This is a genomic window from Parendozoicomonas haliclonae (assembly GCF_900174585.1).
In the GTDB taxonomy this organism is placed as follows: Bacteria; Pseudomonadota; Gammaproteobacteria; order Pseudomonadales; family Endozoicomonadaceae; genus Sansalvadorimonas; species Sansalvadorimonas haliclonae.
Map to the genome: position 1 here is coordinate 215984 of NZ_FWPT01000005.1, position 22115 is coordinate 238098.

A 22115-nucleotide genomic window follows, 5' to 3' on the forward strand; every position below is an offset into this window, starting at 1 on the left:
ATGAGCATAACAGCGGCTGGCATAGGATCAGCCGCACAGGGAGTAAATCATGCTATTGGGGAAGCAGGCCAACTCCGTTCATGGAGTGGCAGTCAAGGTGAAAGTCTGTGGGCTGCGTGAAGTAGAGCATGCTGAGGCGGCCGTAGATAATGGTGCGGATGCGATTGGGCTGATGTTTTATGCCCCCAGCCCTCGCCATATTTCCAATGAGGAAGGCGCCGCAATCAGCAAGGCTGTTAAAGGGAAGGCCTCCCGTGTAGGCGTCTTCGTTAATCCCGAGCCCGACTATCTGCAGCAGGTGCTGGCTGATGTGGAACTGGATATTCTGCAGTTCCATGGTGATGAAGATGATGACTTCTGCGAGCAGTGGGGATTGCCATGGATCAAGGCGGTGCGGGTCGCCGGCAGTACCGATGTGGAGGCCGAGCTGGCACGCTGGCCCAATGCCTCCGCGTTTTTGCTGGATGCCTATACCCCGGACGCCTATGGTGGTACGGGAGAAGCATTTGATTGGCGGTTGTTCCCGAAAGAGCAGAACAAGCCGCTGATTCTGGCCGGGGGCTTGAACCCCGGCAACGTGGCACAGGCTGTGGCCACGGTTTCCCCCTGGGCTGTCGACGTTTCGAGCGGCGTTGAAAGTGCCAGGGGTATAAAGGACGAAGCCCTGATCAAGGGTTTTCTAAATGAGGTCAAAAATGTCCGTTGATAACAGAGGAACTGCGCCAGAGGCTTATCATCAGCCCGATGAGCGTGGGTTTTTTGGGGATTTCGGGGGCCGGTTTATTCCGGAAACCCTGATGCCAGCCATTCAGGAACTGACAGAAGCGTTTGAAACGTTTATTAAAGATCCTGAGTTTATGGAAGAATTTGATCGGGATCTGGCCCACTTTGTTGGCCGCCCGTCACCACTCTATCATGCAGAGCGATGGTCCCGTGAGCTCGGCGGGGCGCAGATCTATCTCAAGCGTGAAGATCTGAACCATACCGGTGCTCATAAAATTAATCATGCCGTTGGCCAGATTCTGTTGGCCAAGCGTATGGGCAAGAAGCGCATCATTGCTGAAACTGGTGCCGGTCAGCACGGCGTAGCAACGGCAACGGTTGCTGCCCGTCTGGGCCTTGAGTGTGTCGTTTATATGGGGGCCAAAGATGTAGAGCGTCAGGCAGCCAATGTTTACCGTATGAAGCTGCTGGGTGCGACCGTTGTGCCGGTTGAAAATGGCTCACGTACCCTGAAAGATGCGATCAACGCCACCCTGCGCGACTGGGTCAGCAATGTTGACGACACCTTCTATCTGTTGGGTACGGTTTGTGGTCCGCATCCGTTCCCGAAAATGGTGCGCACCTTCCAGAGTGTGGTAGGTCGTGAAGCCCGTCGTCAGATCGTCGAGATGACTGGCCGCCTGCCGGATGCCCTGGTGGCCTGTGTCGGCGGTGGCTGTAATGCCATTGGTCTGTTTACGCCGTTTATCGATGATAAAGACGTCAAACTCTACGGTGTGGAAGCCGGTGGTGAAGGTGTTGAATCCGGCAAGCATGCGGCCCGTTTCAGTGACGGTCGCAAGGGTGTTCTGCAGGGTAATCGTACCTTTATTATGTGCGATGATGCCGGCCAGATTACTGAAAGCCATTCTGTATCTGCGGGTCTGGACTATCCGGGTGTGGGGCCTGAGCATGCCTGGCTGCACGAAATTGGTCGTGCGGAGTATCCGTACGCGACCGATGTTGAAGCGCTGCAGGCGTTCCATGATCTGACCCGTCTTGAGGGTATTATTCCCGCGCTGGAGAGTAGTCATGCTCTGGCCTATGCCACCAAGCTGGCACCAACCATGGGTCCGGATCAGAGCATTATCGTGAACCTGTCAGGTCGCGGTGATAAGGATATGCATACTGTTGCCGCCATTGACGGCATCACGTTGTAAGGGAGAGTGGACTGATGACTGTACAACAACACTCTTTCTCGACCCGTCCGGACAGCAAGCGCATTGATGCCTGCTTTGCCCGCCTGCAGGCGGAAGGCCGGAAGGGTTTGATTCCTTACGTGACCGCCGGTGATCCTCATCCTGATGTGACCGTGCCGCTGATGCATGCGATGGTTGAAGCGGGTGCAGATATTATCGAGCTGGGTATTCCGTTCTCTGACCCGGTCGCCGATGGCCCGGTTATTGAGCTGGCGCATCAGCGTGCTGTGTCACAGGGTGTTACACTTGCTGACGTTCTGGTAATGGTTACAGAGTTCCGAAAGAAGGATAATGTAACTCCTGTAGCTCTCATGGGGTATTTGAACCCTGTCGAGATTATGGGCTACGACGAATTTGCAACCCGCGCTGCAGTTGCGGGTGTAGATGCGTTGCTGACGGTGGATGTGCCACCGGAAGATGCAGACTTCCTGGTAGAGCCAATGCGTAAAGCAGGGCTGGAAGCGATCTTCCTGGTGTCTCCGAATACCGCCGATGAGCGAATTACCGGCATTACCCGGGTGGCAGGCGGTTATATCTATTACGTCTCCATCAAAGGCATTACCGGAGCCGGTGGTCTGGATACCGATGCGGTGTCCCGCCGGGTGGCCCATGTGAAGAGCATGACGCCATTACCGGTCTGTGTGGGCTTTGGTATTCGTGACGGGGAATCCGCAGCAGCGCTCAGTAAAACGGCAGACGCAGTGATTGTCGGTACGGCCCTGGTTCAGGAGCTGGCTTCCCATGAGAAACCAGCCGACGCTATCGCAGCGGTAGCGGCCAAGGTGGCTGATATGCGTACGGCCATGGATAGATAATTGTTGGCTGTCAGTTCCATGTGTTTCGGGGCTGGCAGCCCCGGAACACATGTGCACTGGAATATACGTGCAAATGTATAGCACAGAATGAGAGATAGTCATGAGCGGCAGCTGGCTGGATAAACTTGTACCTTCGCTTTCCCGTTCCTCGCGCCAGACCGGCAAGAGCAACGTGCCGGAAGGTCTATGGAAAAAGTGCGTGAAGTGTGAGGCGGTTCTGTACCGTCCTGAACTGGAACGCAACATGGATGTCTGCCCCAAGTGTGAGCACCATATGCGTGTTCCCGCCCGCCAGCGTCTGGAGTGGTTGCTGGGTGACAGCCGGGAAGAATTGTTCGCCGATCTGGAACCGGTTGACCGCCTGAAGTTCAAGGACAGCAAAAAATATAAGGATCGTCTCAGTCAGGCTCAGAAGGATACCGGCGAGAAAGATGCCCTGATCTGTATGAAGGGTTCTCTCGATGGTCTGGATGTGGTGACGGCAGCCTTTGAGTTCTCGTTTATGGGTGGCTCCATGGGTACCGTGGTTGGCGAGAAGTTTGTGCGCGCCGGCGAGTATTGCCTGGAACACCGTATTCCGCTGGTCTGTTTCTCCGCCAGTGGTGGTGCCCGTATGCAGGAGGCACTGTTCTCCCTGATGCAGATGGCCCGCACCAGTGCCGTACTGGAGAAAATGAAGCAGGCTGGTATTCCTTATATCTCGGTACTGACCGACCCTGTTTACGGTGGTGTATCGGCGAGTCTGGCAATGCTGGGTGATCTGAATATTGCCGAGCCGCGTGCTCTGGTTGGCTTTGCCGGCCCTCGGGTTATTGAACAGACCGTACGTGAAAAACTGCCGGAAGGTTTCCAGCGCAGTGAATTCCTGCTGGAGCATGGTCAGGTAGATATGATTGTTCATCGTCATCAGATGAAAGAGACACTGACCCGTTTGCTTAAGCGAATGACCGGTACTCATCAGCCAGCACAGCTGACTGCCGGTACGGATGCTGAGTTCACTGCCGAGTAATTGGTTCCCTGTTCCGGGATAAGGGTTGAAAATGGTGCGGTTTCACGGTACTAAAGTGCGGTCATTTCTTTGCTGCGCTGGTTGCTGATGAACGCCAACGAGACTTCTTATCCCGAATCCCTTTCTGCCTGGCTCGCCTTTCTCGAAGCCCGACGTCCTGAGCATCAGATGGCGCTGGGGCTTGAGCGAGCTGATCGGGTTGCCTGCAAGCTGCTTCCTGCCAGTTTCTTTAACGAACAACGTGAAATCCAAGTCATTACTGTTGGGGGCACCAACGGTAAGGGCAGTACCGTCGCAACCCTTTCTGCGCTGTTAAAGGCGGCCGGTATCCGTTTTGGTGCCTGGACCTCTCCCCATATCCAGCTGTTTAACGAGCGGATTCGTATTGATGGCGAGATGGTGGCTGACGAATTGATCAGCGATTCATTTGCCCGTATCGAGCAGCAGCGTGGTGATGACTATCTCAGCTACTTTGAATTTGGTGCGTTGGCGGCTCTGGATATCTTTGTTCGCGAAGCCGTTGAGGTGATTGTGCTGGAAGTAGGGCTGGGTGGTCGCCTGGATGCGGTCAATATTGTTGATGCTGATGTCAGCATTGTGACCACCGTCGATCTGGATCATCAGGCCTGGCTTGGTGACACCATTGAGAAGATTGCCTATGAGAAGGCCGGTATTTTTCGCAGTGGCCGTCCGGCGATCTGTGGTGAGTATCAACCGGCAAGCAGTCTGACTGGTTATATCGCCGAGATTGGTGCGCTGGAGCTGCGCCGAGGCCAGGCTTTCGAGCTGGATGAGAGTCATCTGGCTGAGAATGTTATGGCTTTCCACTGTGATCAGGCTAATGGTGATAAGCGCACCATTTCCAACCTGCCGGTTCCTAATCTACCGCTGACCAGTGTTGCCTGTGCGCTGGAAGCTTTTTTGTGGCTGTATCCTGAAACTGCTGATTCGGTCATTCATACAGGCATGGAAAACAGTCGTCTGGAAGGGCGGTGTCAGACGGTCACGGCCCGCAATGCTGCCGGTGAAGAAGTGACTGTGCTGCTGGATGTTGCCCATAACCCTCAGGCTGCACGTTATCTTGCTGACAAGCTCCAGTCTTTGTCTGAGCCGGTTGCGGTGCTGGGCATGCTTAACGATAAGGATCTTGAAGGTGTGCTGCAGCCTTTGGCAGGACTATTCAAACATTGGCATGTGGCGACCGTGGATTTTCCGGCACGGGCGCGGGACGGTGTTGAGTTACAACAGGCTTTATCCGATATGGGCGAACAGGTTGCTGGTTATGGCTCAGTTGCCGAGGCGTTGCACTCCGCTGTTGATCAGGCTTCTGCCGGGCAGACTGTCGTGGTGTTTGGCTCTTTCCATACCGTGGGTGAAGCGTTGGCAGCCTTATCCTGAATGTCGCTGGGGCAGGGCGGTGGCATGGGATTCGTGGATCGAATTGCACGTCAGGTTCGACAGCCCGTCTTGCCCCTCGGTACAATGGGTACATTGGATGTGTGGGTTCCGCCTGGAACCAGAGGTGATTGATAGATGGAACGAACACGTTTGCAAAGGCTGACCGGGGCAGTGGTGTTGATAGCCGCCGCTGTGATCCTGTATCCGGTGCTCTTTACCTCGGAGCAGGCCGATGAATCCCTGAACCTGACCATTCCGGAGCCACCACCGGCGCCTGAGATTCCAGAGTATGTCGAACAGATCAACCGACCTCTGGCGATTCCGGAAGAACCGGCGGATTTTGAGCCACCACCGGAAGTTGCTGCAGAAAGCACCTCGCCTTCTGGCGTTGAGAAAACACCTCCTACCCTTGATACCGAAGGTCTGCCGATCAGCTGGACACTGCAGCTGGCTGCTTTTTCTCAGGCTGATAATGCCAATGTACTGCAGGACAAGCTGCGCAAGGATGGTTATCGGGCCTACACCCGGGAAGGCAGTGCTGCGGATAACAAGAGTCTCTATCGAGTCTATGTCGGACCGGATTTGCGTAAGGACAAATTGCTGGAGCTAAGGAGAGCCATCGAGCAAAGCTACTCATTAAAAGGGATGGTGGTGCGTTTCCGGCCTTAACAGACCTGACGATAGCCGCCAATTATTGATAGAATCATTTTTATAACCGGTTTTCTTTATCCGGTTATTGTTTTTACCCGTTTCGAGAACCTTGATGACTTTGACCTGGGTTGACTGGGCCATTGCGGCCATTATTTTAATTTCTGCGCTGATCAGTCTGGCGCGGGGATTCTTTCGGGAAGTTCTTTCCCTGGTAACCTGGCTGGCTGCGGTTGTGATTGCCTGGCTGTTCAGTGGCAGTCTGGCGATTGCCTTTGAAGGTTACATTTCCACACCTTCACTTCGTACCATTGCTGCGGCAGCTATCCTGTTCATCGCCACGTTGCTGACCGGCGGTTTGATCAATGCCGTTATCGGCAAGCTGGTCGAGGTGACCGGTCTGACCGGTACCGACCGTGCGCTGGGTATGATTTTTGGTGCTTTGCGTGGTGTGGTGCTGGTTACCATGTTGATTGGCATTGCTGCCTATATGCCGGTTCAGCAGGATGAGTGGTGGCGTGGTTCCGCCCTGATTCCACATTTTGAGATGGTTTCAGACTGGCTCAAACGTCTGGCCATGGATACGCTGGCGCCTCTATTTGGAGGTGAATAGAAGTTGGAAGTGAATAAAGGTTGTTGGTGAATAAGGCTCTGCGATAGACAGCCCATCAGCCAACCGCTGACTGCGATAAAAAGATACCGGGAATCAGCCCCACCCAGCTGATTCTTGATAATAATGGCAGGCGCAGAACGCCTGTGTAATAACAAAGATCAGGGCTGCTCTGGTGGTCCTGTCTGAATGTAATGAGGTATACGGACGCATGTGCGGTATCGTCGGGATTTCTGCAGCCAGCCCGATCAATCAGGTGCTCTATGACGCGCTCACTGTGTTGCAGCACCGTGGGCAGGACGCAGCAGGCATGATGACCTGCCACGAAGGGCGCTTTCACTTGCGCAAGGACAACGGACTGGTCAGGGATGTGTTTCACACCCGCCATATGAAAGTCCTGCAGGGGAATATCGGCATCGGCCATGTTCGTTACCCCACGGCCGGCAGTTCCAGTTCTGCCGAAGCCCAGCCCTTCTTTGTTAACTCTCCTTACGGTATTGCTCTGGCCCATAACGGTAACCTGACCAATGCCGAGGCCATCAAGAATGATATGTATCGCACCCAGCTGCGCCATATCAATACCAGCTCTGATTCGGAAATCCTGCTTAACGTTCTGGCCCATGAACTCTATGCCCAGAAGCAGCTGGAGCCTCGTCCGGAACACTTCTTTAATGCAGTCAGCAATGTGTTTGTCCGTTGTCAGGGCGGCTATGCCGTTGTTGCGGTGATCAATGGTCATGGTCTGCTGGGCTTCCGTGATCCCAACGGTATCCGCCCGCTGATGTATGGCAAGCGTGTGACTGATGAAGGCACCGAGTACATGATTGCCTCCGAGTCTGTGGCCTTAACGGCGCTGGGCTTTGAGCCGGTGCGTGATCTGCATCCGGGGGAAGCGATTCTGATTGGTGAAGATGGTCGTCTTCACAGTCAGATCTGCACTTCTCGCGGCAAGTTGACTCCATGTATCTTTGAATACGTTTACTTTGCCCGTCCTGACTCCATTATGGATGGTGTTTCTGTCTATCAGTCCCGTCTGCGTATGGGGCAGAAGCTGGCAGAGAAAATTCAGAAGGAATGGGCGGATCATGATATTGATGTAATCATGCCGATTCCGGACAGCAGCCGTCCGGCAGCGATGGAAATGGCCCAGTGTCTCGGGCTGACCTATCGCGAAGGTTTTGTGAAGAACCGCTATATCGGTCGTACCTTTATCATGCCGGGGCAGACCGAACGCAAGAAGTCGGTGAAACAGAAGCTGAATGCTATTGCCGAGGAGTTCCGAGGCAAGAACGTGATGCTGGTGGATGATTCCATTGTACGTGGGACGACGTGTAGCCAGATTATTGAGATGGCTCGCGAAGCCGGTGCCAACAAGGTTTACTTCAGCTCTGCTGCACCGGAAGTGCGCCATCCGAACGTTTACGGTATCGATATGCCGGTAGCCAGTGAGCTGATCGCCCATGGCCGTACGGTTGCTGAAATTGCGGAGCTTATCGGGGCCGACCGTCTGGTCTACCAGAGCCTTGAGGATCTGGTGGATGCCGTGAAAGCGGATAACCCGGATATTGTCGAGTTCGACTGCTCGGTGTTCGATGGCAAGTATCTGACCGGTCATGTGGATGAGGTCTACCTCAACCAACTGGCCATGAAGCGCAGTGATGATGCCAAGATCGATCGGGAAAAAGACGACTCGGTTATAGATATGTACAATCAGTCAGCCTGAATCGCGGGTTGAGCAGCAGCCTGCCATTCGCAGGCTGCTTTTTTATGTCGGGCTCTGGCTGAATCCAGGCGAGTCCCGCACCAAGCAAGAGACTATTTTTCATGAGCCAACGGTGGCCGCTGCCTGAAGATGCAGCTTTTGAAACCCTTTCCGTGCGTGCCGGTTCCATCCGTTCGGGTGAGCGTGAGCACAGCGAAGCCGTTTATCTCACTTCCAGCTTTACTTACGAGTCTGCCGCCCAGGCTGCGGCGGTCTTTGCCGGTGAGGAAGAGGGTAATGTCTACTCCCGTTACACCAACCCGGGTGTACGAATGTTTGAAGAGCGGATGATGGCGCTGGAAGGGGCGGAAGAGGGCTGTGCTACAGCTTCCGGTATGGCTGCGATTCTTGGTATCTGCATGGCCCACCTGAAGACCGGTGACCATGTGGTGTGCTCCCGCAGTGTGTTCGGTACCACCGTTACCATCTTTGCCAAGACGCTGGCCCAGTTTGGGGTAGTCACTACGTTTGTCGATCTGGTCGATCTTGATCAGTGGCGTGATGCGATGCAGGACAACACCAAAATGCTGTTCCTGGAGACACCATCCAACCCGCTGTGTGAAGTGGCAGATCTTGAAGCACTGGTAAAGATTGCCCATGACGGTGATGCGCTGCTGGTGGTTGATAACTGTTTCTGTACTCCGGCGCTACAACAGCCGCTGGCGTGGGGCGCGGATATCGTGATGCATTCCGCTACTAAATACATTGATGGTCAGGGTCGCTGTATGGGCGGTATTGCCCTCGGTAGCAAGAAGCTGATTGAACCTATGCAGCTGTGGCAGCGTGCCGCTGGTGCCAGCCTGAGTCCATTCAATGCCTGGGTGCTGATGAAAGGTCTGGAAACCCTGAAGCTGCGTATGGATGCCCATTGCCGTAATGCCCAGCAACTGGCCTGGTGGCTGGCTGAACACCCAAAGGTAACCGACGTCCACTATTGTGGCCTGCCGCATCATCCGGGTGTAAAGCTGGCCCGTAAGCAGCAGCAGGGTTATGGCGGAGTGCTGTCGTTTGAAGTGGACGGTGGCCGCGAGGCAGCCTGGAAGATTATTGATGCGGTTCAGATTATGTCCCGTACCGCCAACCTGGGCGATACCCGCACCACCATTACCCATCCGGCGACCACAACCCACTGCCGTTTGTCTGATGAAGACAAGCAGCGTGCCGGTATCAGCGAAGGCCTGATTCGGGTGGCTGCCGGTCTGGAGAATGTGGAAGACCTGAAGAAGGATCTTGAGCGCGGATTGTCTCAACTTTGATTCCTGGCCCTCCAAATAGCAAAAGCCCCTGTTGATTCAGGGGCTTTTCGTTTCTACCTACATAACATTTACGCAGAAGACAGTGGCGAGAATCATCAGGCTGCGGCCAGATCTCCGTCCCGGTCAAGGGTGTTGGTGTCCACCGGTTTGGTGAAGAATGCAGCGAAACCTGCAATGGCCAACATCACTGCGGAGATGGTGTAAGCCATGCCGTAGCTACCGGTGCTATCGACAATCATGCTGGCAATAACCGGGCCCATAAAGCCGCTGGCACCCCAGGCGGTATAGAGTACACCAAAGTTGGTGCCGTAGTTTTTGATGCCGAAGAAGTCTGCCGTCATGGATGGGAAGATGCTGAGCAGGGCACCATAACCAATACCCGCGATTACAGCTCCGAGGATAAAGCCAAACTCGGTGGTAAAGGTCGGGAACAGCACCATGTTGACGGTTTGCAGGGCGATCGCCAGCAGCAGGGTTTTGGTCCGGCCCAGTTTGTCGGAAAGCATGCCCATCAGGACCCGACCGCCGGTGTTGCTGACGGCCAGCAGGGATACCAGATAAGCGGCACCGGTGATATTTCCCTGAAGGGCAGCAATGCTGGTGATGTTACCGATCAACAGAAGACCAGCAGAAGAAGCAAAGGCAAAGGCGATCCACATCAGATAGAACTGACGGGTTTTTACCATTTCACGCCAGGTGAAGTTGACGGCTGGGGCACTGTTATTTGCCACATAGCCGGCCGGTTCTTCCGGTTTGTATCCGGCTTCCGGTACGACGATGGTAAATGCCAGTGGCAGACCGATGACCAATACCATCCCCCCCAGGATCATAAAGGTCGAGCTGATGCTCATGCTGGCGATCAGGCTGCTGCTCAGTGGTGCCAGATAGAGCGGCGCCATACCAAAGCCCCCCGCAATCAGGCCGTTCACCATGCCTTTCTTGGACGGATGGAACCATTTCATAGCCGTTGGGCTCAGGCAGGCATAGGCAAAACCAATGCCGGTACCGACGAGTACACCAAAGGTCATTAGCAGGAAGAAGGGTGAGTTGACGGCAAAGGATGAGATCACCATGCCAATACCGACCATGGCGACGCCGGCGATAACCAGTTTGCGTGGTCCCATTTTGTCCTGCAGGGTACCGGCAATCAGTACACCGGCGGCAAAGGTCACCACGGCTATGGTATAGGGAAGACTGGCTTCAGAATTGCTCCAGCCAGCGGCCACAAGGGCACGACTGATAACGCTCCATGCGTAGAGTACGCCGATGCACAGGTTGATAAAGACACCTGCGGTCAGGATCCGGAAGGCTCGGTTCATTGTGTGTCCAAAACAGTAGATGCACACGGACGTGTGCTTAATAGAATGTTAATTGTTGTGCGTATATGTGTAGGGACCCGACCACTATGACGGTGAAAGGTATGGGTTTATATAGGGTTTTTATGAATAAAAGTCGGGACTTATACGTGCTTTGTGAGTGGGGTGTGATGGCACCGTGATGGTTTTGTGAGTCGCCTGTCTGCAGTTACTATTTATTATTTCAATAGTTTACTAAATGGCTTTGGCACATCCGGCTGAACGGTCTGGTAATTGCAATTTACTTAAGTTTTTCAATAGGCTTAACGGGACAATTAAAATAATAAAAAGGTCTGCCTGGATGCTTGCTGCACGTCTTGTATTCCCTGTCGTTATGACGCTTTGCCTTCTCTCTGTCTGGTTGTTGCTGGAGCAGGGTGTTCATGAAGGGATCGCCGTATTCGCCGTTCTTTTGCCGGGAGCGTTCATAATTGCCTTGCTGGAACGGATTATGCCTTACCGGCAGGATTGGAATAAGAGTGACGGGGATGCCCGCACGGATCTCATTCATCTTCTGGTTGCGCAGATTGCCATTCCCCGGCTGATGAAACCGGTGTGGCTGGCTGCGCTCACAACGGCCAGTGCCTGGGCTGCCCAGCGCTTTGGTCCCAATCTCTGGCCCCATGACTGGCCGCTCATCGCACAACTGTTTCTGGTTTTGGTGATTGCGGAATTTGGACGCTACTGGGTGCACCGGGCTGCTCATAACATCACGCCACTTTGGCGGCTGCATGCTGTGCACCACAGTCCGAACCGCCTCTACTGGATGAATGCCGGTCGTTTTCATCCGATAGAGAAGGTGCTGTTTCTGATTCCTGAAGTCGTTCCCTTTGTCATTCTGGGTACCAATGCCGAAGCACTGGCTCTGTATTTTGTGTTTAATGGCATTCATGGCCTGTTCCAGCATAGTAATATCAATGTACGACTTGGCTGGTTAAATTACATCTTCTCCATGACCGAGCTGCATCGCTGGCACCATTCCAAGTGGATAGAAGATTCCAACAATAATTACGGTAACAATTTGATTATCTGGGATATTGTGTTTGGCACTTTCTATTGGCCTAAGGGTAAGAAAGTCGAAAGTATCGGTGTGTTCAACCCGGATTATCCCAAAGGTTATTTAGGTCAGTTGGCTGCGCCATTTCAGGGGGATATTGATAAAACCTCAACGGATGGTGTCTGTCATCATCAGGATAAGCCTGCCTGAATGTTTATCGTAAGCTCTGTAATTGCAGGGCTTACTTATTGAATTTATTGATATCACCGGCAGCCTGATAACTGATATCCAGTTCTTCCAATTGGTCAGCAAGTTCTCTGGCAACAGTTTGTACCAGTTGCTCGGTTAGTTCGGACTCTTCAGGGGCGACTTTCTCGCCGGTCAGTGAAAGCCAGGTCTGTAAGCTCTGGCCAACACTGGTTTCTTCGTTGAGATAATTATTCGAGAGCATGCCGCTAAGACGGTTGGAGTCAGAGAGCTTGCCGAGCAGATCACCAAAGCGTTCAACGGGTTGTTTATGTTTCTGACTGGCGGCATAAAGATCACTCACCAGTAGCTGGCTGATGCTGGCACCAAGCTCTTCCACCACACAGCGGTTAAAGGCCTGATTCAGCATTTCCGACTCTTGAACGCGTTCCGCCAGTTCACTGCGGCCTTTCAGCAGGGCTTTTATTGAGGGGTAGTCCTGTCGCAGGGCATCGATAATATCTTCGAGTGAGTCCGGCTGATCCTGATCTTCAATAGTCATTTCACGGGATTGGATGCTGCCAAAGCGCACTTCCTTTGGAGGCGACTCCTGATCATCGACAAAGTCGATCATGGTCAGCTCATAATCGGCATCAATGACATCATCCATATTGGTGTATTCCACCAAGCCTTTGTCGAGGTGATCTTCTGCAGCGTCCTTGACCAGAGAATCCAGCCAGAAGTCCGGAGATACCATGGTCTCGGGTTTGGGGGCTGTGATTTGAACATTGTATTCAGACAGAGTCTTTCTCTGAGCCTGAAGATTATCGAAGCTGTTGGATGAGGGCAGCCAGGGGGCAGTTTTCAGGTTAACCACCGAGTGCTGTCGAAAACTGCCTGATGATTGTGAGAGCGGATCCTGCTTGCTCAGGCTCTGGTATCCCGTCAATGGCAGAGAGCTGCCGGTGGGTTGTGATACCCCATTCGATGATAATCCCATAACGTCGCCGTTTTTATCTTGTCCTTCTTTTCATCTTAGATAGCTTCTGGACGTTTCCGGTAACCGTGCTGTAACACAAAGATATTGCATTTCAGAGCCGGACACTGTTACATATTGGCATATATGCCACATAGAGATGGCATATGGGCAAGTGCCATAGGGCGAAGCTGCTATGGCGCTGTCGCAGTTCCGGAGTGAAGTATCCCGCTTCCCGGTGGCGATACAGCGGCAGTCCCGGAGACCCATAAAACAATAATAATCAGGGGCACACACACAATGTCTCCATTTCGAGCAAAACCGTCGCTCCCCAGCGGGCGTCCACTTGCGTTTGCTATTTCCATGATTCTCGCGCAACAGGCCTATGGTCTGGAGTTCTCCCACGGTGACATCGACGGTAGTCTGAATACCCAGCTTTCGGTGGGTGTGAGTCGGTCCCTGGAAAATCCGGACAGCGATACCATAGCTGTCAGTAACGGGGGAGGCGGCTACAGTAGCGCCAGTGATGATGGCAAGCAGAACTTCAAGAAGGGCGATACCTTCTCCGAAATTTTCAAAGGGAATATGGACCTTTCGTTGAACTACGAGAACTATGGCGCCTTTGTGCGTGGCAAGTTCTGGTACGACAACCGTCTGAAGAATGGCAATGTGGACCATGGCCATTTCAATACCGGTTATGTGGATTTTGCGACCAAGGCCGACAATCGCACCAGCAAAAAACTGGATGATTCCGGCTTTGATGATCTGGCCAAGTTCTCCGGCGCAGAAATCCTCGATGCCTATGTCTACGGTGACTTTGAACTGGGTAACACCCTGATTGATGCTCGTCTGGGCCGTCAGGTGGTGAGCTGGGGGGAGAGTACCTTTATCCGTGGTGGCATCAACGAAGCCAACCCTGTCGATGTCAGCTCCTTCCGCCGCCCGGGTGCGGAGATCAAGGAAGGTCTGATGCCGGTGAATATGGCCTATACCAATATCTCCCTGACCGACAACCTGAGTCTGGAAGCCTTTTACCAGCTTGAATGGCAGAAGACCGTTCTTGATGGTTGTGGCACCTTCTTCTCTGCCGGTGATCTGTATGGTGGTTGTGATTTTGCCTCTATTGGCGGTAACTCACCGGGTGTATCGGACAATATGGCCAACACGGTACTGGCTTCCGCTGCCAAGCTTGAGCGTCTGGATGATCGTGATCCCGGTGACTCCGGTCAGTTCGGTATTGCTGCCCGTTACTACGCAGCTGAGCTGAACGATACCGAGTTCGGTGCCTACTTTATGAACTACCACAGCCGCACGCCGGTGCTGGGTGGTGTTGCCGCACCAGCAGGTGCTCCTGATTTCCGGGGACAGTACTTCCTGAGCTATGCCGATGATATTCGCCTTTACGGACTGAGCTTCTCGACGTCTCTGGGTGATTACTCTGTGTCCGGTGAGATCAGTTACCGTCCCAATACGCCGGTACAGATCAATCCTGTTGATATGCTGCTGGCTAACCTGACCGGTGGTGCGGTACCTGGCCTGAGCCCGGTGAATGATCGTATCCAGGCTGTTGGCCCAATGGGTGAAGTCTCCGGTTATGACCGGCTGGAAGTGACTCAGGCGCAGGTGACTGTGGTTCGCTTCTTTGAGCAGGTTCTCGGCGCCAGTCGTCTGACTATGCTGGGTGAAGTCGGTTTCTCCCATACCGGTTCACTGCCATCTGTTGATGAGGTGCGTTACGGTCGTGCGTTTACCTACGGTCTGGGTGAGGGCGCTTTCTGTAATCAGGTCGTGCAGCTGTCGCCAACCACTGTCATTAATGGTACGGCCAGTCAGTGTACGACGGATGGCTATGTGACCAGCGATTCCTGGGGTTACCGGGTTATGGGTGTGCTGGAGTACAACAATGTCTTTGCCGGCATCAACCTGAAGCCGAAAGTGGCTTACTCCCATGATGTGAATGGCTATTCCGCCAACGGTGTATTCCTGGAAGGGCGTCAGGCTCTGACAGTGGGTGTCGGTGCGGATTACCTGAACAAGTACAACGCCAGTCTGTCGGTCACCAAATACTGGGGTGGCGAATACAACCCGGCTAAGGATCGTGATTTTGCTGCGTTCAGCCTTGGTGTGAGTTTTTAAGGACTGCGGAGACAATAATAATGATAAAAACACTCAAAAGAACTCATCTGGCCGCGTCTATGGCCATGTGTCTCGGTCTGGCCAGCACAGGCCTGCAGGCAGCGGTTTCTCCGGAGGAAGCGGCCAAACTGGGTAAGGATCTGACGCCAGTAGGCGCGATCAAGGCCGGTAACGCCGATGGAACCATTCCGGCCTGGACCGGCAAGCTGGTCACCACCCAGGATGCTGATGGTTTTCTGATCGACCCGTATGCGGCTGACAAGCCGTTGTACACGATCACTGCCGCCAATATGGATCAGTATGCCGATAAGCTGTCCGATGGTGTTAAGGCGATGCTTAAGCGTTACCCGGACACTTACAAGCTGCCGGTTTACGAGAGTCGTCGTCCGGTCAGCTATCCGCAGAAAATCTATGATGCGGCCAAGGTCAATGCGACTACAGCCAAACTGAAAGAGGGCGGTAATGGTCTGGTGGACTTTGCTGAGTCCGTGCCTTTCCCTATGCCCCAGAATGGTCTGGAAGCGGCCTGGAACCATCTGACCCGTTTCAAGGGCGGCGGTTTTGAAGCCTTCACCATGCAGATGGTGGTTCAGAACACCGGTGATTACATGGCCGTACGCCTGCATGACTATCAGGTGTTCCCACACTATCTGGAAGAGGGCTTTGATGCCGAGCAGGACAACAACGTTCTGTTCTACTTTATGCGTCGTGCCCTCAGCCCGGCTCGTCTGACCGGTAACGTGCTGCTGGTTCACGAAACCATTGATCAGGTGGAAGAGGCACGCCGTGCCTGGGCCTACAATGCCGGTCAGCGTCGTGTACGCCGCGCACCGACCGTAGCTTATGATGGCCCGGGTTTTGCTGCCGAAGGTACCCGGACGTCCGATAACGTGGACATGTATAACGGTTCTCCGGACCGCTATAACTGGAAGCTGGTGGGCAAGAAGGAGATGATTGTTCCTTACAACGCCTACCGTCTGGCCTCCAAAGAGATCAAGTATGATGATCTGATCCAGAAGGGCCATATCAACCAGGATTCTGCCCGTTATGAGCTGCATCGGGTATGGGTGGTGGAAGCCACGCTGAAGGATGATGCCCGTCATGTCTATGCCAAGCGTACCATGTACATTGACGAAGACTCCTGGCAGGCGGTTCTGGTGGATCACTATGATGGCCGTGGCCAGCTGTGGCGTGTGGCCGAAGGGCATCATGTGTTCCTGGACCAGCCTCAGACTACCGGTATGACTGCCGAGGTGCTGTATGATCTGCAGTCCGGTCGTTATATCGCCATGGGGCTGGTGAATGAAGAAACCAAGCCAACCAACTTTGAGTTCAGCCCCAAGCGCAGAACCTTTACGCCTGCGGCTCTTCGCCGTGCCGGTAAGTAATGGTTATGCTTAATCACGGCTGACAGCCAGAAAGACCTCCTGCGGGAGGTCTTTTTCATTAGAGGTAATCACTGGAATTGTCAGTGATTTGTAATGGTAAAAACCCCGATTGTGTGTCGGGAACAACGCTCTACAATGGTCAACCTTCTCAGATGGCCATCTGTCCCCCCAGCATGACCACCCGCGATATCTCTCTTTGATTTTCTGCCTTTATAAACAACAGGACATACGATGAGTACGCAATACGCAAACCCTGCCCCCCTGGGTCTGTGTGGTTTCGGCATGACAACCATTCTTCTCAATATTCATAATGCCGGCTTCTTTGATATCAGTGCTGTGATTCTGGCCATGGGCCTGTGCTACGGTGGTCTGGCACAGGTGCTGGTGGGACTGATGGAGTTCCGTCGTGGCAATACCTTCGGCACGCTGGCCTTTACTTCCTATGGCCTGTTCTGGTGGTCGCTGGTCCTGATCTGGGTACTGCCGGTACTCGGCCTGACCGAAGCTTCTCCGCACAGTTTCGTTGGCTGGTATCTGCTGCTGTGGGGCATCTTCACCCTTTGCCTGTTCTTCGGCACCCTGAAAGGCGCTTTCATCGGAAAGTTTGTTTTTGGCTCCCTGACCACGCTGTTCTTCCTGTTGGCGTACAAGGACTTTACCGGTAACGCCAGCGTAGGCATCTTTGCCGGTTATGTGGGCATTATCTGTGGTGCCAGCGCGATCTATGAAGCGATTGGCCTGACCCTGAATGAAAAGTACGGTCGGGAAGTGATCCCGATGGGCGAACCGAAACAAGCCAGTGTCCAGGTAGAAGCGGTACTGGTGTGATGACAGAAACGGGCTCCTGGTGAGCTCGTTTTTTTATGCTCTTTATATCTCCGTGCTGAAGGCTTGTCTCAGGTCAAACGGTTCTGATGGTCTGTGCGCTTAGACTGCGTTTTTGACCTGACGACACCGAGCTTTTTGTGACCTTTATATTTGACCAAGTGATGGACCGCTCCCATACCGACAGTGCGAAATGGGAACTCTATGGCCCCGATGTGCTGCCGCTGTGGATTGCTGATATGGATTTCGCCACAGCTCCGGTGATCACCGAAGCCCTGCATCAGCGTATCAGCCATGGTATCTATGGCTATACCCAGCCCGGAAAAGACCTTGAGCAGTTGATTGTTGACCGTTGTCGTGAACGTTATCAGTGGGAGATTCAGGCCGAGTGGATTGTGTGGCTGCCGAATCTTGTATCTGCTCTGCATATTGCTACCCGCGCCTATACAACCAGTGATGAGAGTGTTATTGCTCCGGTGCCGGTCTATCACCACTTTCTGATAGCTCCGAAGAATGCCGATCGTGAGCTGGTCCAACTGAACTGGACTGACCGTGATGGTGTGCCGGTATTAGACCTTGAAGAGCTGGACGCTCGTCTGGCGCGACAGGAAAGCAAAGAACCACGACTGCTATTACTGTGCAATCCCCATAACCCGAATGGACGGGTTCTTTCACAGGCAGAACTGCAGGAACTGGAACAGTTTTGCCAGAAGCACAATCTGATTATCTGCTCCGATGAGATCCACTGTGATTTGATTCTGGATAAGGAAGTACGCCACACCCCGTTTGCTTCCCTGAGTGATTTTGCCCGTGAGCATACCGTCACCCTGATGTCCGCCTCCAAAACCTTTAACCTGGCCGGCTTTGCCAGTGCTTACGCCATTATTCCCAATGCAGAACTACGTGCACGTTTTCAGCAGGTGCGCGATGGTATTGTGCCACCGCCGGATATGCTGGGCTTTATTGCAGCCAAAGCGGCATACAGTGAAGGTGGTGACTGGCATGAAGCCCTGCTCGAATATCTGCGTGGTAATCATGACTATTTGCTGCAGGCGATCAATGCCATTCCCGGTCTGACCATGAAGCCGTTGCAGGGCACTTATCTGGCATGGATTGATACCAGTGCACTGGGGCTGGATGATCCTCAGGCCTTTTTCCTGGAGGCTGGTGTGGGCTTGAATGCCGGTGCAGTCTTTGGTGATAAAGACTACGTGCGCCTGAACTTTGCCTGTCCGCGTTCGGTGCTTGAGGAGGCTGTAGGCAGGATGGCAGCTGCCATAGCAGCTAGAGGATGATATCTGGCGTTATAGCTCCAGGTTTTTGAATTGAGCGAACCGTGCCAATGCGACGGTCACCGAGTTATTAAAGGCCTGGCCAACATGCTGCTGAAGCATCTGGTAGTGGTTTTTCGTGGGTGAGTCATTGTCGAGGCAGCTATCGATATATTGGCTGGTGGCCTGGGTGGAGACGTCCAGTGCTGCCAGCAAGGCCTGAGCTTCAATCTCTCCCAGTCTGCCCGCCGCACCCTTTTTGAGTAAGCCGGCAATGGTCGGTTTGTTCAGACCATTGGCATCATGAGCAGACTGCTGACTATTGCTGGAAAAGAGCGGCGGTAGCATAGAGTTATGCTCCAAAACCCTTTGGGCGCCAGCATAATCTCCTGATACAGCCAGTTGATGGGCTTCCTCAAGACATTCCCTGGCAATGTCACTCATCGATAACTTGTAGGAAAAGGCTTCTGCTTTCAAGGCTTCCAGCGGATAGCCAATTTCCTGTGGAATTGGGGTCTGGCCTTCAGGCAGCAAGGACAGGTAAGTATGCCCGGTTTCCAGCAGGTGGGAGGTGGTATTGGCACCTTCTGTCAGTGTTGGTAAGTCGGAGTTGCCAATCAAATGTTGGAACACCGGCTTCGGCAGTTCCGGTAACAGGCAGAGAGCTGGCCCTGTTTGCTGGCCCAGGGCTTTTACCTGTTCCATGACCTCGCCTTCGGTCAGGTCAAGTATTGGGACTTTCTCAATCCGGTTAAGCACATGCAGGGTATTGGGATTAACGCGGGATTTATTGATAAACAACACCGTGGGTTTATCCTGTCCTTTCAGCGCCCTTGTCCAGTTCTCCAAAGTATTACTTTCGCTGACTTTGGGGTGATGGGTGCCATAAATAACCCCGGTATGAATCTTCTGGTCACGACACTGACTACAGAGTTGGGCCAGTTGCTCGCCATAATGATTGGCTGGCTGACCCAGTTGGGTAAATTGCTGATCCAGCCATTCGTGTTCGCTGGTAATCCCGGAGGTTGTGCTAAGTTGCTCTGGAATAATACTGTTAACAGGAAGGTTAAGTGGTCGGACATTAGCGTGGTCACCATCAATATCCAAGGACGCCAGTTGTAGCTCAGAGGCAAAACGATAGGGTGCCACTCGCAGATAGTGGTTAGGATGAAGTTTGTTAAAAGTCAGGCGCTTATCTGTCAGCGCGGAAAAACCCAGTTCCAGTTGCGGCTCATCCTCGACGGCCTGATCATATTCAACGACCTGAATCTCACTGTCACCCAGCTTGAACGTTTGTGGCACACCGTTGTTGGGATCAAAACCGGAGCCTGACAGCAGAATGGCGAGCTTGTGGAGACTGACCTCCCGCATGCGTTGAAATTCGAGGTGCTGTTCCGGTGACCAGTTCTGGCGGGGGGTATCCGTCAGACATGGGCTGTTATCCGACAGGATTTCATCCGGAGGTGACAGACGCAGCTGAATGGTCGGCGTACCAAGGTCGGCCAGTTTACGCACTAGCTGCAGGCTGGCGTTTTCATCACCCATGGAATACAGCCGCTTAGTGCTCTCATTAGGGAAGCAGTTAAAACGTCCATATACACCAACCTTACCCAGCTTTTGTACCAGTTGGCTGGCCTGCTGCTCCAGTTGGGCATTTCCCTTGGTGACAGTCGATGTCAGATCAAGGCTGTCCACAGTGCTGGTGTGTGAGTCGGTGTGATTTTTTTGCGCCTTAGCTGTATCAACGGCCAGATCAAGAGCCTTGAGTGTGTCAGGAGATAGAGTTGAAGTGTTGGTTGGCGCGCCAGTTGAGGCAGCCTGTTGTTGCAGGCGAACTGGTTTGGCGGGCAGGGGAATGCGTCTGGCCAGCTGAGCCATTCGGTTATTGAGTGTGGCATTGTTGCAGAAGGGTGTATCGCGAATGCTGGTGATGGCTTCCTGAAACCCGGGCACGGTTGCTGCCTGCTCAATCAGTTTCAGGCGTTCCTGTTCAGAGAGCCGGGTATTGCGGATCATGGCCTGAAATGGCGTTTCCTGTCTGTCATCCCTAATAAACAGGGTTTCGGGGCTGCGGGCCATCATAAGGCTGCAACACTCATAAGAGTGTCCCCGACAGGCCAAGTGTTGCGGTGTTGCCCCTTTGCTGTTGGTGATTGAAAAGGCAGGATCTCTGTTGATGCTTGTCGGCAGCTGCTCCAGAAGTTCGGGTGTCTGGGCCATAAGATGAAGCGGTGTAAGACCACGGGCGTTTTTCAGGGTGAGAGCGTTCCGGCCCTGCTGAGTTGTTACGGCCTGCTGGACAGCCTGGGCAGCGTGGCGTTCTTCACTGAGCATATGCATCAGTGTTTCCGGGTTGTCGGGCAGATGCTGGTGCAGGGCGTGAGGATACCGTTCCAAAAGCCATGGGGCGTCGACGACCATAGATTTGCAGCTTAACAGCATGGCATTGTTCAGCAGGGTTTTGAACCGCATGGAGATCATGGCCCGGTCGGCTCGATCCAGCTCTTCGTCCTCAGAGAGCGTCAGTTGCTCAAGCAAAGCCTTGGGCGCGTTATATTGCCGTAGTGCTTTATCGAGTTGTGTGGCAAACGTCGGTGACGCCTTTCGCGCCACGGAGAAAAGCAGTTGCTTGTCTTCATCATGCAGGGTGTCGTCTTTCAATATCTGCTGCAGTGGTGTGGTGCCCAGATAATCTTCCTGCAGCAGGAGTTCCGGTGCAGCCCGCAGAGCATATACGCAGTTGGCCTGCTGGTCGTTGTAAACCGCCAGATGCAAAGGGGTTTTGCCCAGCTGATCCACCTGATGGTAGGCAGAAGGATCTATATCCTCAGCCACCATTTTCATAATATCGGAACGCTGGCTCATCAGGAGGTGGTGGGGTGTTTCTCCGGCCCGGTTGGTCAGACTATGCAGGGCATCGATAACTGGCGGGTAACAGAAAAGCTGCGACAGGAAGGCATCATCATTTTCCTGGCACAGTTTGTGGAGCCAGGTGTTATTGTTCTTGTCATAGTTTCTACTGAGGCAGCTCGGATCCCGTTTGAGTAGCCATGGGTATTCCTGCAGGATTTGGCAACAGGTTTCGTAATCATTCTCGGCAACCAGCTGATCAAATTCTTCGCCCATCTCCTGTTCTTCTTCTGGATCAAACTCATCGGAATAACTAACTTCAATATCTCTTTCGGATAGCGAGCTGGATGACGTCGTGGAGAGGGTATCAATACCGCTGTCTGTTTCAGAATCCTGGCTCAAAAGGGTGGAGGGGGATTCTGTTTCGCTCACTTGGCGACCGAAAAAGTTTCCGGATGTCTCTTCCGTGGCAGGGTGGTGTTTACCGGTCTCAATACGGTTCAGATCGGGATTGGGTTGTGGCCTTGGTGTGCTGCCTACACCATCTTTTGACATATCGTCCCTGAATGCGCCGTTGACTCCTGATAACTCTAGCAAAATCATTGGCATGGTCAGATTTTATGGCACGGTGAATGCGGATGTTGTGGCAGGGCAGCGCGATTAGAATCCGTT

The 22115-nt window shown here is 53.4% G+C and carries 17 protein-coding genes; 14 read left to right on the forward strand and 3 right to left on the reverse strand.

Annotated elements, in window-relative coordinates; all coding sequences use genetic code 11:
* Positions 1–49 precede the first annotated feature (49 nt).
* From EHSB41UT_RS12280 to EHSB41UT_RS12320, 9 genes are all read left to right on the forward strand, one after another.
* The gene (locus EHSB41UT_RS12280; protein ID WP_087110220.1) at positions 50–706 is read left to right on the forward strand and encodes a phosphoribosylanthranilate isomerase; all 657 of its coding nucleotides are present in this window, start codon (positions 50–52) and stop codon (positions 704–706) included.
* A complete protein-coding gene (gene trpB / locus EHSB41UT_RS12285; RefSeq protein WP_207626628.1) occupies positions 696–1922 on the forward strand; it encodes a tryptophan synthase subunit beta in 1227 nt (408 codons plus the stop codon). Before EHSB41UT_RS12280 ends, trpB begins: the two co-directional genes overlap by 11 nt.
* A 14-nt stretch (positions 1923–1936) precedes the next feature.
* Complete coding sequence (trpA, locus tag EHSB41UT_RS12290) at positions 1937–2776, forward strand: tryptophan synthase subunit alpha (RefSeq protein ID WP_087110224.1); 840 nt, start codon at positions 1937–1939, stop codon at positions 2774–2776.
* 100 nt (positions 2777–2876) lie between these two features.
* A complete protein-coding gene (gene accD / locus EHSB41UT_RS12295; protein WP_087110226.1) occupies positions 2877–3785 on the forward strand; it encodes an acetyl-CoA carboxylase, carboxyltransferase subunit beta in 909 nt (302 codons plus the stop codon).
* Positions 3786–3872: 87 nt separating this feature from the next.
* On the forward strand, positions 3873–5183 hold the full coding sequence (locus tag EHSB41UT_RS12300; protein WP_133060493.1) for a bifunctional folylpolyglutamate synthase/dihydrofolate synthase: 1311 nt from the start codon (positions 3873–3875) through the stop codon (positions 5181–5183).
* 135 nt (positions 5184–5318) lie between these two features.
* Positions 5319–5852 carry an SPOR domain-containing protein gene (locus tag EHSB41UT_RS12305; protein WP_087110230.1) on the forward strand — a complete coding sequence of 178 codons (534 nt, stop codon included), beginning with the start codon at positions 5319–5321 and terminating at the stop codon, positions 5850–5852.
* A 94-nt stretch (positions 5853–5946) separates the two neighbouring features.
* Positions 5947–6444: a CvpA family protein gene (locus tag EHSB41UT_RS12310; RefSeq protein ID WP_087110232.1), complete on the forward strand. Its 498-nt coding sequence runs from the start codon at positions 5947–5949 to the stop codon at positions 6442–6444.
* A 208-nt stretch (positions 6445–6652) separates the two neighbouring features.
* Positions 6653–8164 (forward strand): amidophosphoribosyltransferase, encoded by a 1512-nt coding sequence (gene purF / locus EHSB41UT_RS12315; RefSeq protein WP_087110234.1) that lies wholly within the window; start codon positions 6653–6655, stop codon positions 8162–8164.
* A gap of 101 nt (positions 8165–8265) precedes the next feature.
* Positions 8266–9459, forward strand: a complete 1194-nt coding sequence (locus tag EHSB41UT_RS12320; protein WP_087110236.1) for an O-succinylhomoserine sulfhydrylase — start codon at positions 8266–8268, stop codon at positions 9457–9459.
* Positions 9460–9554: 95 nt separating this feature from the next.
* On the opposite strand, the gene EHSB41UT_RS12325 is transcribed toward EHSB41UT_RS12320, so the two are convergent.
* Positions 9555–10778, reverse strand: coding sequence for an L-lactate MFS transporter (locus EHSB41UT_RS12325; protein ID WP_087110238.1), 1224 nt, complete (start codon positions 10776–10778; stop codon positions 9555–9557).
* Positions 10779–11115: 337 nt separating this feature from the next.
* On the opposite strand from EHSB41UT_RS12325, the gene EHSB41UT_RS12330 reads away from it, so the two are divergent.
* Positions 11116–12021 (forward strand): sterol desaturase family protein, encoded by a 906-nt coding sequence (locus EHSB41UT_RS12330; RefSeq protein ID WP_165767247.1) that lies wholly within the window; start codon positions 11116–11118, stop codon positions 12019–12021.
* Positions 12022–12052: 31 nt separating this feature from the next.
* Here the strand turns inward: EHSB41UT_RS12330 and EHSB41UT_RS12335 are convergent, their stop codons facing one another.
* Complete coding sequence (locus EHSB41UT_RS12335; protein WP_133060494.1) at positions 12053–12997, reverse strand: hypothetical protein; 945 nt, start codon at positions 12995–12997, stop codon at positions 12053–12055.
* Between the two features lie 276 nt (positions 12998–13273).
* On the opposite strand from EHSB41UT_RS12335, the gene EHSB41UT_RS12340 reads away from it, so the two are divergent.
* The 4 genes from EHSB41UT_RS12340 to EHSB41UT_RS12355 all read left to right on the forward strand — a co-directional run bounded on the left by EHSB41UT_RS12340 (position 13274) and on the right by EHSB41UT_RS12355 (position 18617).
* The gene (locus EHSB41UT_RS12340; RefSeq protein ID WP_087110244.1) at positions 13274–15109 is read left to right on the forward strand and encodes a DUF1302 domain-containing protein; all 1836 of its coding nucleotides are present in this window, start codon (positions 13274–13276) and stop codon (positions 15107–15109) included.
* 20 nt (positions 15110–15129) lie between these two features.
* On the forward strand, positions 15130–16497 hold the full coding sequence (locus EHSB41UT_RS12345) for a DUF1329 domain-containing protein (protein ID WP_087110246.1): 1368 nt from the start codon (positions 15130–15132) through the stop codon (positions 16495–16497).
* A gap of 231 nt (positions 16498–16728) precedes the next feature.
* On the forward strand, positions 16729–17325 hold the full coding sequence (locus EHSB41UT_RS12350) for an acetate uptake transporter (protein WP_087110249.1): 597 nt from the start codon (positions 16729–16731) through the stop codon (positions 17323–17325).
* A gap of 137 nt (positions 17326–17462) precedes the next feature.
* Entirely contained in the window at positions 17463–18617 is a 1155-nt protein-coding gene (locus EHSB41UT_RS12355; protein ID WP_087110251.1) for a MalY/PatB family protein, read from the forward strand.
* Positions 18618–18626: 9 nt separating this feature from the next.
* Here the strand turns inward: EHSB41UT_RS12355 and EHSB41UT_RS12360 are convergent, their stop codons facing one another.
* A complete protein-coding gene (locus EHSB41UT_RS12360) occupies positions 18627–21998 on the reverse strand; it encodes an ankyrin repeat domain-containing protein (protein ID WP_087110253.1) in 3372 nt (1123 codons plus the stop codon).
* Positions 21999–22115: the final 117 nt, after the last annotated feature.